General features: G+C 67.5%; 12 protein-coding genes. 4 read left to right on the top strand and 8 right to left on the bottom strand.

All coding sequences use genetic code 11. The annotated features are described in order from the left end of the window. Positions 1-4: 4 nt before the first annotated feature. Both AC07M7_RS16550 and AC07M7_RS16545 read right to left on the bottom strand, forming a co-directional pair. Complete coding sequence (locus AC07M7_RS16550; protein ID WP_012510092.1) at positions 5-754, bottom strand: TerC family protein; 750 nt, start codon at positions 752-754, stop codon at positions 5-7. A 32-nt stretch (positions 755-786) separates the two neighbouring features. Beyond that, positions 787-1,182 carry a diacylglycerol kinase gene (locus AC07M7_RS16545; protein ID WP_088480332.1) on the bottom strand — a complete coding sequence of 132 codons (396 nt, stop codon included), beginning with the start codon at positions 1,180-1,182 and terminating at the stop codon, positions 787-789. 213 nt (positions 1,183-1,395) lie between these two features. Between AC07M7_RS16545 and AC07M7_RS16540 the strand changes: the two genes are divergently transcribed. Beyond that, positions 1,396-2,097 (top strand): SGNH/GDSL hydrolase family protein, encoded by a 702-nt coding sequence (locus AC07M7_RS16540; RefSeq protein WP_136638880.1) that lies wholly within the window; start codon positions 1,396-1,398, stop codon positions 2,095-2,097. Between the two features lie 52 nt (positions 2,098-2,149). On the opposite strand, the gene AC07M7_RS16535 is transcribed toward AC07M7_RS16540, so the two are convergent. The 3 genes from AC07M7_RS16535 to AC07M7_RS16525 all read right to left on the bottom strand — a co-directional run bounded on the left by AC07M7_RS16535 (position 2,150) and on the right by AC07M7_RS16525 (position 5,023). Continuing rightward, positions 2,150-3,421 (bottom strand): sensor histidine kinase, encoded by a 1,272-nt coding sequence (locus AC07M7_RS16535; protein ID WP_046982735.1) that lies wholly within the window; start codon positions 3,419-3,421, stop codon positions 2,150-2,152. A gap of 156 nt (positions 3,422-3,577) precedes the next feature. Continuing rightward, entirely contained in the window at positions 3,578-4,291 is a 714-nt protein-coding gene (locus tag AC07M7_RS16530) for a response regulator transcription factor (RefSeq protein ID WP_002811889.1), read from the bottom strand. An 87-nt stretch (positions 4,292-4,378) separates the two neighbouring features. Then, on the bottom strand, positions 4,379-5,023 hold the full coding sequence (locus AC07M7_RS16525; RefSeq protein WP_495207879.1) for an arylesterase: 645 nt from the start codon (positions 5,021-5,023) through the stop codon (positions 4,379-4,381). Between the two features lie 75 nt (positions 5,024-5,098). Between AC07M7_RS16525 and AC07M7_RS16520 the strand changes: the two genes are divergently transcribed. The 3 genes from AC07M7_RS16520 to AC07M7_RS16510 all read left to right on the top strand — a co-directional run bounded on the left by AC07M7_RS16520 (position 5,099) and on the right by AC07M7_RS16510 (position 8,855). Continuing rightward, entirely contained in the window at positions 5,099-5,746 is a 648-nt protein-coding gene (locus tag AC07M7_RS16520) for an ABC transporter ATP-binding protein (protein ID WP_253079231.1), read from the top strand. Next, positions 5,743-8,256: an ABC transporter permease gene (locus tag AC07M7_RS16515; RefSeq protein ID WP_495207878.1), complete on the top strand. Its 2,514-nt coding sequence runs from the start codon at positions 5,743-5,745 to the stop codon at positions 8,254-8,256. The genes AC07M7_RS16520 and AC07M7_RS16515 overlap by 4 nt, the downstream gene beginning before the upstream one ends. A 113-nt stretch (positions 8,257-8,369) precedes the next feature. Continuing rightward, on the top strand, positions 8,370-8,855 hold the full coding sequence (locus tag AC07M7_RS16510) for a hypothetical protein (protein ID WP_495207877.1): 486 nt from the start codon (positions 8,370-8,372) through the stop codon (positions 8,853-8,855). A 147-nt stretch (positions 8,856-9,002) separates the two neighbouring features. Here AC07M7_RS16510 and AC07M7_RS16505 read toward each other — a convergent pair whose 3' ends face one another. The 3 genes from AC07M7_RS16505 to AC07M7_RS16495 form a co-directional block, all read right to left on the bottom strand. Beyond that, positions 9,003-9,938 carry a DUF6607 family protein gene (locus AC07M7_RS16505; RefSeq protein ID WP_495207876.1) on the bottom strand — a complete coding sequence of 312 codons (936 nt, stop codon included), beginning with the start codon at positions 9,936-9,938 and terminating at the stop codon, positions 9,003-9,005. A 72-nt stretch (positions 9,939-10,010) separates the two neighbouring features. After that, positions 10,011-10,610, bottom strand: a complete 600-nt coding sequence (locus tag AC07M7_RS16500) for a ChuX/HutX family heme-like substrate-binding protein (RefSeq protein WP_004144366.1) — start codon at positions 10,608-10,610, stop codon at positions 10,011-10,013. A 4-nt stretch (positions 10,611-10,614) separates the two neighbouring features. Then, on the bottom strand, positions 10,615-12,834 hold the full coding sequence (locus AC07M7_RS16495; protein ID WP_495207875.1) for a TonB-dependent hemoglobin/transferrin/lactoferrin family receptor: 2,220 nt from the start codon (positions 12,832-12,834) through the stop codon (positions 10,615-10,617). Positions 12,835-12,967: the final 133 nt, after the last annotated feature.

Below are 12,967 nucleotides of genomic sequence, written 5' to 3'. Positions count from 1 at the left end.
CTGCTTACCAGTCGCCGGCACCCGGCACGTGGTGTTCGCGCGCGCGGCGGCGCATCAGCAGGTTCAGCCACTCCACCAGCACCGAGAAGCCCATCGCGGCGTAGATGTAGGGCTTGGGCACGTGCACGTCCAGGCCATCCAGGATCAGCACCGCACCGATCAGCAGGATGAAGGCCAGGGCCAGCATCTTCACGGTCGGATTGGCATCGATGAAGCGGCCCAGCGGGTTGGCCGCCAGCAACATCACCGCCACCGACAGCAGGATCGCGGCGACCATCACCGGCACGTGGTCGGCGATGCCGACGGCAGTGATCACCGAGTCCAGCGAGAACACGATGTCGATGATCGCGATCTGCGCGATCACGTAGCCGAATACGGCCGAGGTCTTGGTCGTGCTCGGGTCCTCATCCTCGCCACCGGTGATCATTTCCTTGATCTCCATCCAGCCCTTGATGATCAGGAACAGGCCACCGACGATCAGCACCAGGTCGCGGATGGAAATGCCCATGCCGGCCACGGTGAACAGGTTCGCCTGCATGTGCGCCAGGTACGCCAGCGACACCAGCAGGCCGATACGGGTGATGCAGGCCACGGCGATGCCGAGCCGGCGCGCGAACGGGCGGCGGTGCTCGGGCAGCTTGCTGACCGCGATGGAAATGAATACCAGGTTGTCGATACCGAGCACGATTTCCAGCGCGCTCAGCGTGAACAAGGTCAACCAGACGTTCGGATCGGCGAGAAACTCAAGGGACATGGGAAGTCTTCAACAAGGGGGAGGAAGAAGGATCAGCCGGCGCTGGCCGGGAACAGGCGCGGCACCAGTACCAGGCCCCAGCACAGCAGCACGTTCATCATCAGCATGAACACCGCCGCCGAGCCCATGTCCTTGGCCCGGCCGGCCAGCTCATGGATCTCGCTGCCGTAGCGCTCGATCACCGCCTCGATGGCCGAATTGGCCAGCTCCATCGCCAGCACCAGCAGCATCGAGCCGATCAGCAGCGCGCGTTCGACCGGCGTCTGGCCCAGCCAGACCGCGAGCGGGGTCAGCAGCACCAGCAGGTAGACCTCCAGCCGGAACGAGGACTCGTGCAACCAGGCAGCGCGCAGGCCCTGCCAGGACCAGCGGGCGGCCTGGAAGATGCGACGCGGGCCGCGGGGCATGTGGCCGAACTGATCAGCCACGGGTGAGACATCCAGCAACAGGGGCGCGGCGCAGCGACCGCTCAGACGCACGGCAGGGAATCATGGGTGCACAGGGATAGGCAGATGGCCGCCATTTTGCCACAAGGCCGCCGGCCGCATCCCGGGCAGCGCTTGGCCAATGGCCTGCCAAGGGCAAGCCCGGGCCCGCCCCAGCTCCTATGATGGATGTCCCCTTCCCTGCTGGAGCGCCTGATGTCCCGTCGCCGTACCTGCCTGCTGATGCTGGGCCTGCTGACCGCCGCCCCCCTGGCCCAGGCGCTGAGCCCGACCAAGCCGCCGCGCGTGCCCGAGCAGGTCTCCAACGTGGCCTGGGCCGGCGACATGGCCCACTTCGCCAGCGCCGACCAGACCAGCCCGCCGCCGCGCGGCGGCATCGAATTCATCGGCAGCTCCTCCATCCGCATGTGGGACAGCCTGGCCACCGACTTCCCCGGCCAGCCGGTGTTCAACCGTGGCTTCGGCGGTTCGGAAGTGCGCGACAGCACCTGGTATGCCGGCCAGATCGTAGTGCCGTATGCGCCATGCAAGGTGTTCTTCTACGCCGGCGACAACGACCTCAACAGCGGCCGCAGCGCGGTGCAGGTGCGCGACGATGTGGTCGCCTTCGTGCAGCGCGTGCACCGCGACCTGCCGAAGACGAAGGTGGAGTACCTGTCGATCAAACCGAGCCCGTCGCGTGCGCACCTGCTGCCGGCGATCAACGAAGCCAACACGCTGATCAAGGTCGCCCTGGCCAGGCTGCCCAATACCGGCTTCACCGACGTCTACACGCCGATGCTCGGCGCCGATGGACAGCCGGACGCGGCGCTGTTCCGCGAGGACATGCTGCATATGACCCCAGCCGGCTATGCGATCTGGACCAAGGCGCTGGCGCCGAAGGTGAAGTGCGACTGAGGCGTGCGTTCGCCGACCAAGGTCGGCATCTACCGAGGCAGCTGGTGCCGCCTCAGCGGAAAATCACCGTGGCTTCGGTGCCCTTGCCAGGCTCACTGGCCAGGCTGACCTTCCAGCCGAAGCGGTCGCACAGCCGGCGCACGATCGACAGGCCCAGGCCGGTGCCCTGCGGACGGCTCGGCTCGGCGCGGTAGAACGGCTCGAACGCGCGCGACAGCGCCTCGGCGGACATGCCGATGCCGGTATCGCGCACCACCACGCGGTCGTTGTGCACATGCACGTCGATGCGCCCCTCATCGGTGTAGCTGCAGGCGTTGCGCACCAGGTTGCTGACCACCACCTGCAGCACCCGCGGCGGCGCATGCAGCTGCACCGGGCCATCGCTGTGCAGGTGCACCGATACCGAGCGCGTACCCAGCAGCTCGTTGGCGTTGTCCACCTCGTAGCGGACGATGTCGTTGACGTCGAACAGCTCGATCTGCGGCTCGACATCGGCCTCGCGGGCCAGGATCAGGAACGCATCGATCACCGCCTCCATGTCACGCCCGGCGCGCTGGATACGCTGCAGGCTGCGGCGCAGGCGCGGCTCCAGGCTGTCATCGCCCAGCGCCATGTCGCTGGCCACCCGGATCACGGTCAGCGGTGTGCGCAGCTCATGGCTGGCATCGCGGGTGAAGTTGCGCTCACGGGCCACGTGCGCGCTGACCCGGTTGGCCAGTGAATGCAGTGCGGCAGCCAGCTGCCGGGTCTCGCCCTGCATGTCCGCCGGCAGCTTGTTCGGCTCGAGGTCGGCCGCCTCGGGATGGCCCGGGTCCCAGCGCGAGACGCGGCGCGCCAGCCAGTTCACCGGCGACACCAGCCGCTTGGAGGCGCGATAGGTCACCCAGCTGGCGCCATAAACCGCCAGCAGGGTCAGCAGCACCGGCACGATGCCGAACCAGAACGCCAGCATCTCCGCGCGCGAACGCAGGAACACCAGGTACAGGCGACCGGCCGGGCGTACATCGACCAGTACCAGCTGGTCATCCTTGCGCAGTTCGTGGAAGCCCGGCTCCAGATTGCGCAGGTTGGCCGGCAACGACAACGCCGACTGCCCGCTTTCCAGCAGGTAGCCGCGGATGTTCTGGGTGTTGGGCGGCGGCTGCACCGGCGAGGCCTCGTGCAAGGTCCAGAAGTACGCCGCTTCCTCGCGCAGGGCCGCGCCGACCAGGCTGTGCTTGATCACCAGCGATACCAGCCAGGCACCGAGCAGGATGCCCAGGCTGGCCAGCACTGCCTGCAGGATGAAAGCGATACGGATCTTGCGCGGCAGGCCGTGCGGCATTGCGGGGTCCCGGTCGGAGCGCTGCGATTATAGGCAGCGCACCGCGCCGTAGTCGTGCATGGGCGCTGACCGGCGGTACTGCCTGCCGGTCATGCCCTGCCCTGGTGCGTGGCCGTTGCCCGGCCGGGCTTGCTGCTGCACCGGCGATGGCCCTGCTCAGGCCATCGGCTGGGCGATATCGGCAATGCGGTAACCGGCGCTCTGTACGGTGTGCAGCAGCGGGCGGTCGAACGGCTTGTCGATGATCTTGCGCAGGTTGTACAGATGGCTGCGCAGGGTGTCCGAATCCGGCAGCCCGTTGCCCCAGATCTCGCGTTCGATCTCCTGGCGGGTGACCACGCGCGGCGATTCGCGCATCAGGATGGTCAGCAGGCGCAGGCCGATCGGCGACAGCTGCAGCTCGGTGCCGGCACGGGTGGCGCGCATGCTGACCGGATCGAGCACCAGGTCGGCGACCTTGAGCACTTCCGAACCGACCTGGCGGCGTTCGCGACGGATCAGCGCGCGCAGGCGTGCTTCCAGCTCCTGGATCGCGAACGGCTTGGTCAGATAGTCATCGGCGCCGAAACCGAGGCCGGTGAGCTTGTCATCCAGCGTGTCGCGTGCCGTGAGCATCAGCACCGGGGTGGACTTGCGCGCATCGTTGCGCAGGCGACGGCACACTTCGATGCCATCCAGGCGCGGCAACATCAAGTCGAGCACCACGACGTCATAGCTGTTCTCCGCCGCAAGGCGGTAGCCATCCAGGCCGTCCTGTGCATAGTCGACTTCGAAGCCGCGACCTTCCAGGTATTCCCCGATCATCTCGGAGATGTTGCGGTTGTCTTCGACCACCAGCACCAAGCCGGAGGTCTCCTTCGTCTGACGCATGTGATTCCCTCTAACTTCAGCTTTGTGAAACATGCCGGATCGACGGTGGACGCGATGTGAAGTTCCGTCAAGAGGGATGTAAATCGTTCAGAGCAGGGGCCGCAGCAATGGCCAGACGTTGTCCAGCACCTTCGGCTGCGCCTGCGCGGTCGGGTGCAGGCCATCAGCCTGCATCAGCCCCGGCTGCAGTGCCACGCCCTCCAGCAGGAACGGCAGCAGCGGTACCTTGTACTGCGTGGCCAGTGCCTTGTAGGCCGCCGCCAGCCGCTGGCGATAACCCGCCCCATAGTTGGGCGGCACATCGATGCCGAGCAGCAACACCTTGGCACCGGCCTTCTGGCTGGCCTGCACCATCTTTTCCAGGTTGCCCTGCACCTGCGCCGGGGTCAGCCCGCGCAGTGCGTCATTGCCGCCTAGGGCAATCACCACTACGGTGGGTTTTTCCTTGGCCAGCAGGCCCGGCAGGCGGGTCAGCGCGCCGGCGGTGGTCTCACCGCTCATGCTGGCATTGACGATGCGCGCCGGTGTTTTCGACTGCTGCCTGACCCGCTGCTGCAGCAGGCTGACCCAGCCGGCGTCGGCGGGGATATTGTGGGCAGCACTGAGGCTGTCGCCGAGCACCAGCACCGTGCCGGCCGGACCTTCGGCAGAGGCCAGCCCAGACAGCAGCAGGAACCCCAGCAACAGCACCATCATCGCGCCGGCTCGCCGGCTCCATCCCGTCTTGCACATTGGAGTCTCCTCATCGACAGCCTGTCCCCCCGCAGCGCGCCCGTCGCCATCGCCGTCGACCAGGTCGGCAAATCCGTGCAGGGCCCGGAGGGTGAAGTCCACATACTGGACAACATCACCCTGACCGTCCATGAAGGCACCAGCGTGGCCATCGTCGGCGCGTCCGGTTCCGGCAAGACCACCCTGCTCGGCCTGCTGGCCGGCCTTGACCTGCCCAGCCGCGGCAGCATCGCGCTGGCCGGCCAGGATCTGGCGGCGCTGGACGAGGAAGCCCGCGCCCAGCTGCGCGCACGCGAGATCGGCTTCGTGTTCCAGAGCTTCCACCTGCTGCCGGCGCTGACCGCCGCCGAGAACGTCGCGCTGCCGCTGGAGCTGGCCGGGCGCGAGGACCGCGCACGCGTCGAGGAGGTACTGGCGCAGGTCGGCCTGGGCCATCGCGCACGCCACTACCCGCGCCAGTTGTCCGGTGGCGAGCAGCAACGCGTGGCGCTGGCCCGGGCTTTCGTCACCCGCCCGCGCATCCTGTTCGCCGATGAACCCACCGGTTCGCTGGACCAGGCTACCGGCCAGCACATCAGCGACCTGCTGTTCGAACTCAACGCCGGCAGCGGCACGACGCTTGTGCTGGTCACCCACGACCTGCGCCTGGCGCAGCGCTGCCAGTACATCCAGCGCATCGACAACGGCCGCCTGCTGCCGGTCGAGCACGGGGCCGACGCATGAACCTGCTGCGCCATGCATGGCGCGCGCTGCGTCGCGAGGCGCTGGCCGGCGATCTGCTGACCGTATTCGCCGCGTTGGTGCTGGGCGTGGCGGTGATGACGGCGGTGGGCACGCTGGTGAACCGGGTCAACCTGGCGCTGACCGGCAGCGCAGCCGAGATGCTCGGCGGTGACCTCGGCATCGCCGGGCGCGACGACCCACCGGCAGCCTTCGCCGAAGAAGCGCAGCGACGCAGTCTGGCGCATACCCGCATCGCCAGCTTCGGCAGCGTGCTGTTCCATGGCGAGGCCAGCCAGATGGCCAGCATCAAGGCCGTGGAAGCCGGCTATCCGCTGCGCGGCACGCTGCGGGTGCGGGCCTCGCCCGGGGGCGCCCTGATCGACAACGCCGGCATGCCGGCCAAAGGCCAGGCCTATGCCGACCCGCGCCTGCTGCAGGGCCTGGGACTGAAAGCCGGTGACGACCTTGAATTCGGCGCTGGCACGCTGCGCATCGCCGGCATCATCGAGGCCGAACCGGATACCGGCGGCGACCTGCTTACGCTTTCCCCCACCCTGCTGGTCAACCGCGCCGATGTGGAAGGCACCGGCCTGCTCGGTCCGGGCAGCCGCATCAACTACCGGCTGATGTTCGCCGGGCAGGCCGACCAGATTGCCGCGCTGCGCCAGTGGTTGCTGCCGCAGGTCAAGGGCCTGCGTCTGCTGAGCGTGGACGACACCCAGCGTGGCGTGCGCCAGGCGTTCGACCTGGCCGGGCGCTTCCTCGGCCTCAGCGCGCTGCTGGCGGTATTGCTGGCCGGTGTTGCCACGGCGCTGGCGGCGAACCGCTTCGCCCTGCGCCGCATCGACCAGGTGGCGATCCTGCGCTGCCTGGGCGCGCGCCAGCGCGACATCCTGTTCGGCCTGGCACTGCAGCTGCTGATGCTGGCGGTTCCGGCCTGCGCACTCGGCATCGCTCTCGGCATGGCTGCGCAGGAAGGCCTGGTGCAGGTGCTGGGCAGCCTGGTGCCACAACGCCTGCCCCTGCCGGAAGCGATGCCTGCACTGACCGGCGCCGGCATCGGCCTGTTGCTGCTGTTCGGCTTCGGCCTGCCGCCGCTTCTGCGCCTGCGCGGGGTGCCGCCGATGCGCGTGCTCAACCGTTCCTTCGCCGCCCTGCCACCGGCCTCGCTGCTGGCCTACGTGGCTGCCTTGGCCGCCAGTCTGCTGCTGGCGGTGCAGGTCACCGGTGATCTCAAGCTGGCGCTGTGGGTGCTGGGCGGGTTGGCCGCGCTGGCGGTGGCGGCCGGCGTGCTCGGCTTCGTGCTGCTGCAGCTGCTGCGCGGCCTGCAGCACCGCCTGCATGGCAACTGGCGACTGGGCCTGGCCGCACTGACCCGGCGCCGGATGCTGGCGGTGATGCAGCTGGTGGGGCTGTCGCTGTCGCTGTGCGCGCTGTTGCTGCTGGCGGTGACCGGCCCCGGTCTGCTGCAGCAGTGGCGCGAGCGGCTGCCGGCGGATACGCCGAACTACTTCCTGATCAACATCCAGCCCGAGCAGCGCGACAGTGTGTTGGCCGCGCTGCGTGGACTGGGCGCCCACGACGCCAGCATCGAACCGATGGCCACCGGCCGCCTGATTGCAATCAACGGCAAACCACCGCTGCGGGTCGACCGCACGCCGGCCGAGGACAATCAGCCGCAGGGTGAAGGACAGCGCGACGACGATGACGAGAACCGGCCGCTGAACTTCAGCTGGCGCAGCACGTTCCCGCCGGCAAATACGCTGGTCAACGGCACGTTCTGGAAGCCGGACAGCACCGCTGCCGAGGCATCCGTGGAGATCGGCTGGGCCAAGCGCTACGGCGTGTACCCCGGTGACCGCATCACCATTGCGGTGGGCGAGCAGGAACGCGAGTTCACTGTCACCAGCGTGCGAAAGGCGGACTGGAACACCTTCCGCCCGAACTTCTTCGTGCTGCTGAACCCGAATGCAGTCGGCGATACCCCGCACAACCTGCTGTCGGCGTTCCACCTGCCGGCCGGCAAGGCAGCCGGACTGGGCGAGCTGGTGCGCGCGCAGCCCAACCTGTCGCTGCTGGACGTGGATGCGGTGATCTCGCAGGTGCGCGATGTGATGGAGCGGGTGGCGCAGGCGGTGCAGCTGGTGATGGTGTTCAGCCTGCTGGCGGGCGTGCTGGTGCTGCTGGCCGCACTGCAGGCCACCGCCGGCGAGCGTCGCTACGACAGCGCGGTGCTGCGCACGCTGGGCGCGACCCGGCGCCAGTTGCGCGGCGCGGTGCTGGTGGAATTCGGTGCGCTGGGCACACTGGCGGCGTTGCTGGCGGTAGGCGCAGCTGCTGCCATCGGCGTGGCGGTCTCACAGAAGGTGTTCGAGCTGCCGCTGCTGCCACCGTGGGCGGGCCTGCTGTTCGGCGGTCTGGTCGGCATCGGGTTGAGCCTGCTGGCCGGCTGGTGGGGCACGCGCGCAATCCTGCACACCCCACCAGCAATGGCACTGCGCGAGGCGTGATGCGGTTGCGACACACACGGGTGGGGCGGGCGGTATGCTGCGCGCCCCACTCGATCAGATCGTCCGGAAGCGCTGAACGTTGCTCCCCCGCTCCCGAGGTTCAAGGAATGAAGATGAAATACGGCCTCTGTCTGCGCATCCTTCTGGCCAGTTCCCAGCTGCTCACCGCGGTGCTACCCGCAGGCGCCCGCGCGGCGGAGGGCTATGTTCCTGACGCGGTGCAGGCCTTCGTGCTGGAAACGGTGCTGGCCGATGAAGCACAAGCCTTCCACGAGGGCCACCCGACCTATCTGGTTCCGGCCAGCGTGTCACGCACGCGCAGCGATGCCGACGTAGTGGCCGACCTGCGTGCTGAGTTCGACCGGTTCTACCGGGGCCAACCGAAGCCGAGAAAGGAAGTGGCGCACATGGCGATCCTCGTCGCACAGACCGCGCTGCTGCTGCCGGACCGGAGCGCCTGCAGCACGGATCGAGTGCGTTGCCACCAAGCTGTCATGGGCGTCCGCACCCGCGATGACGAGGCGAGCCTGCAGGCCACCCTGCGTGCCTTCCAGAACGCGGGACTGGACCTGACCACGCTGGGTGGGCCGGCGTCCTGAGTGCATCGCACCCCGCGCTTGCGATCAACGCCGAGAGCGTGCCGAGCAAGCTCGGTACCTATACCAAAGCGAAGGTACGCTCAGTAGATCCACGCCGTGGGTGGATGCGGTGCCAGGCACGCCCGGCACCCACCAGCGAGACAGCAATCAGCCTTCCTTCGGTGCCTTTTCCACGTACTTGGCGAACACTTCGTCGATCTGCTTGTCCTTCACCTTCTTGCCGGCCTGGATCTCTTCGGCCTGGGTGAACATCGGGATGATCATCGCCATGCCGTCGATCTTGGTCTTCAGGTGCACGCCCGGCGCCTGGCCGAGGAAGCCGTCCCAGCGCTGGCGCACCTTGGCCCAGTAACCGGCAGTTGCCTTCCAATAGTTGCGCGCGGGGGTGAAATCGACCTCGGTGGTCTTCACGTAGTCGTTGAAGCCAAACTCGCGTGCGATCTCCACCTGGCTGCCGTCGGCGTTGCGCTGCACCTTGGTGTTGAACTGCTCGTGGGTCCAGCCGTTCGGGGTCAGCGTGTGGCGGTTGATCACGGCCAGCGCGTTGTAATCGCTGCGCTTGGTGTACTCACGGCGCGGCAGCGGACGCCAGCTCAGGTCGCTGCTCCAGCTCGGCACGTTGTTGGTGTAGGTCCACTTGCCGGTGCCGCAGTAGCGCGGCGCGTCACTCACTTCGTAGACGCACTGGGTCCAGGCCCCCTGGTTCACCGCCGCCGGAATGCTGCGCACCTGCCAGGTCTGGTCGGCACTGAATTCGAAGCGTTTCGGCGCTTCGTAGACCCAGTCCTGGCGCCAGTGCTTGGTGATGTGGCCGCTCTTCTCGTCCAGCAGCAAATGCTGCAGCACGATGCGCTTCGGAGTGTCTTCGACCACGATGACCACTTCGTTGCCGCCACTGCGCATCGCCGGTGCGCGCTCGTAGCCCGGCTTCAGCAGCACGGTCTCGTCAAAGGCGAAGTCCACGGTGTACTCACCCTGCATGGCAAGGATGCTGTCGTGGTCGCGGGCGATGTCGGAGGGCTGCGCGCTGGCCACGCCGCTGGCGGCGAGCAGCAGCATGACGCTGGCTGTCTGGAGTTTCATCGGGTCTTCCTTCGGGGTTGCAGATTCGTTGAGAGGCCGTCCGTGGCCGACAGGCGTTCCATCAGCAATGGGTCACAGGCGGATCAGCGGCAGATCGCCGGGAACCCGCGGGGTCGGTCGCCGTGCGGCATCGGCACAGCAGCAGTCGTCGATCGCCAGCTCACCCTCGGCGCTCTCCAGGCGCGCAATGCGACGCGCGGTGGCAGCGCCCAGCGAAGACAGGGTCGACAGGCTGGCGGCCAAGGTGCGGCCATCGTCGGCGGCATGCAGGCGCAGCGCGCACAGGCGCCAGCGCTGGCCACCCAGATGGCCGGCCAGGCGCCGCCACAGGCGTTCGCCGACGCTGGCATCGCTGTCGTGTTCCGGGCCCGGCGGCAGCGCGGCCACCAGCCGGTCCCAGGCCAGGAAGTCACTGTCCGGCAGCAGGTACAGGCGCCACACGCAGCGGCCGCGGCCATCGAGGAAGCACAGGCTTTCGCGCAGGCCCTCGCTGTCCACGCCCTGGCAGGCATGTACACGCACCGCCTGGCGCCAGCCACCCAGCTCATTGCCGTCGGCGTGGTACAGGCACAACACGGTGCCGAGCGTGGCCAGCTGTGCCGGGGTCGGCCAGGCCGCGCTGTTCGGCACGGCGATGGAGTCATTCCTGCGGGCGGACAGTGCTCGGCTCATGAGGTCACCAGGAAACGGCAAGGCTGGCGGAGAAGGTACGGCCCGGGCTGCTGAAGCGATCGCTCAGCGTGCGATCGGTGATCAGGCTCGGGGTGATCGACGACCATTCGATGTAGCGCTTGTCGGCCAGGTTGAACACGCCGACATTGAAGGTGGCACCCGGTGCGAAGTTCCAGTGCGCCATCAGGTCCAGTACGCTGTAGCCAGCCGGCTGGTAGACGAACGGCGCCGGTGCATTCGGGTTGGTCTGCGCGGCCGGCGGCGGCAGATGCTTCTTGCGCTGCACGAAGGTGCCGGCCAGCTCGACACCCCAGGTGTCGGTATCGTACATCAGGCCCAGCGTGCCACGCAGCGGATCGACCGAGGCCAGCGGTTCGTCGTCGGTCTTGTTGTCGCCACGCGACCACGCCAGTGCGCTGCGCAGCGCCCAACCCTTCAGCGCCGGGCTGAGTTCACCGAATTCGATGCCGGCCTTCATTTCCGCACCGTAGATGCGCGCGTCGGCGATGTTCTGCGACTGGAACACCATCAGGCCCTGTGCGTTGCGGCCGGTGTTGACGTTGGACTCGATGAAGTCCTTGTAGTCGTTGTAGTAGCCACTGACGCTGACGTACGCGGCCGGTGCGATGAAGCGCAGGCCCAGCTCGTAACCGTCGCTGGTTTCCGGCTTCAGGTCCGGGTTGGCGATGGCGGTGTATCCGAAGGCGACGTTGGTCAGGCCGATGTTGACGTCGTTGTACGGCGGCGACCGGAAGCCGCGTGCATAGCCGGCGAACAGCGACCACTGGTCAGTGAAGCGCCAGACCATGCCCAGCTTCGGCGACACGCTGGTCTTCTTCAGTTGCGCAACCGCCGTGGTCGGATTGTCTTCGGCAAAGATGCCGTCCACCTCCGGCTTCAGCTCGTAACGGTCAACGCGCACGCCCGGCACCAGCGACAGCCTGCCGTCGGCCAGGCGCATTTCGTCCTGTGCATACAGGCCCAGCTCGGTGGTCTTGCTGATCGGGAAGTCCCGCACCGGGAACACATCGGGGACGATGGCATTGCTGACCACACCAGCGCGGTTGACCTGGTAGCCGTCGCGCTTCTGGCGGATCTCGGTACGCGTGCCCTCGAAGCCGTAGGTCAACGCATGTTCGATCGTGCCGGTGCTGAAGGCCTTGTTGAACTGCGCCTGCAGGCCATAGGCATGCTGGTCGAAGGAGAACACGCGATGGCGGCGACTGCCGTCGGTGCGTGTCTCGTCGGTCTGCTGCCGGGTTTCGCTGTTCTGCGCATACACCTGCCAATGCAGGCTGTCGGCGAACGGCTGGTCCAGAGCATCCATCTCGTGGGCGAAGGAGACGCGGGTGCGCTTCTGCGTGTCATGCCCCTTCATGCCGGTGGCCGAACTGACACCCACCGACGACAGCACGTTGGTATCGGTGGTGTCTTCGTTGCCTTCCACCGTCAGGCGGAAGCGCTGGTCCTCGCTGGGCGCATAGACCAGCTTGCTGAGCAGGCTGCGGCCGTCGCGGTCCTGCGGGTTGGCCGCAGTGCGCGTGCGATCGTCGCTGCGCACCGTACCCTTGTTGTCCGTCTCCTGGCCCTGGTGATGGTTCACATTGACCAGGCCGCTCCAGTGCTCGCCACCGAAGGCAGCGGTGGCACCGCCAAGCAGGCCCTTCCACTCGCCGTCGTAGCCGAACTTCAGTCCAAAGTAGCTGTCCTTGCCGTCCTTGAGGTAGTCGGCCGGGTCCTTGGTGACGAACGCGACCACGCCGCCCAGTGCATCGGAGCCGTACAGCGAACTGGCCGGGCCACGCACGATCTCCACGCGCTTGAGCGTGTCCAGGTCGGTGTAGTTGCGGTTGGAACTGGCGAACGAACCGATGTCGAACCGGGTCGGCATGACGATGCCGTCGGTCTGGATGCGCACGCGGTTGCCATCCAGGCCACGGATGCGGAAACCATCCAGGCCGAAGCGGGTGGCGCTGCGGGTGACCGACAGGCCGGGCTCGTAACGCACCAGATCCTTGATGTCCTGTACCAGGTGCCGGTCCATCTGCTCGCGGTCGATGACGTCGACGGTGGCCGCAACGTCGCTCACGGCCCGTTCGGTGCGGGTAGCGGTGACCTGCACCCGGTCAAATTCGCGCGCATCGGGCGCGGCGGCAGCAGCAGCGTGGGCGGACAGCGGCAAGGCCATCCAGACGGCGAGACTCAGGGCGGTATGGCGGGTCATCGGGTTCATTCGGTCAGGCAAGGGAACCCCCGGTTACCGGCACACCCGGAAGATGCACGCGGTAGACCGAGGGGGAGAGAGCGGGAGCGGACGGGTCGCCCACCCTGTCGGCGCTGCCGGCAGGAGGGAGGGA

The sequence above is a fragment of the Stenotrophomonas sp. GW821-FHT09E08 genome, assembly GCF_059416125.1.
Note: the sequence above shows the minus strand (reverse complement) of the source record. Positions and strands in the feature narration are given on the sequence as shown.

Bases quoted from the DNA above. Each gene is read 5' to 3' on its own strand.
- AC07M7_RS16510 (WP_495207877.1), top strand. From the start codon at position 8,370: ATGAAATACGGCCTCTGTCTGCGCATCCTTCTGGCCAGTTCCCAGCTG.
- AC07M7_RS16515 (WP_495207878.1), top strand. From the start codon at position 5,743: ATGAACCTGCTGCGCCATGCATGGCGCGCGCTGCGTCGCGAGGCGCTG.
- AC07M7_RS16535 (WP_046982735.1), bottom strand. From the start codon at position 3,421: ATGCCGCACGGCCTGCCGCGCAAGATCCGTATCGCTTTCATCCTGCAG.
- AC07M7_RS16495 (WP_495207875.1), bottom strand. From the start codon at position 12,834: ATGACCCGCCATACCGCCCTGAGTCTCGCCGTCTGGATGGCCTTGCCG.
- AC07M7_RS16530 (WP_002811889.1), bottom strand. From the start codon at position 4,291: ATGCGTCAGACGAAGGAGACCTCCGGCTTGGTGCTGGTGGTCGAAGAC.
- AC07M7_RS16550 (WP_012510092.1), bottom strand. From the start codon at position 754: ATGTCCCTTGAGTTTCTCGCCGATCCGAACGTCTGGTTGACCTTGTTC.
- AC07M7_RS16540 (WP_136638880.1), top strand. From the start codon at position 1,396: ATGTCCCGTCGCCGTACCTGCCTGCTGATGCTGGGCCTGCTGACCGCC.
- AC07M7_RS16525 (WP_495207879.1), bottom strand. From the start codon at position 5,023: ATGTGCAAGACGGGATGGAGCCGGCGAGCCGGCGCGATGATGGTGCTG.
- AC07M7_RS16500 (WP_004144366.1), bottom strand. From the start codon at position 10,610: ATGAGCCGAGCACTGTCCGCCCGCAGGAATGACTCCATCGCCGTGCCG.
- AC07M7_RS16505 (WP_495207876.1), bottom strand. From the start codon at position 9,938: ATGAAACTCCAGACAGCCAGCGTCATGCTGCTGCTCGCCGCCAGCGGC.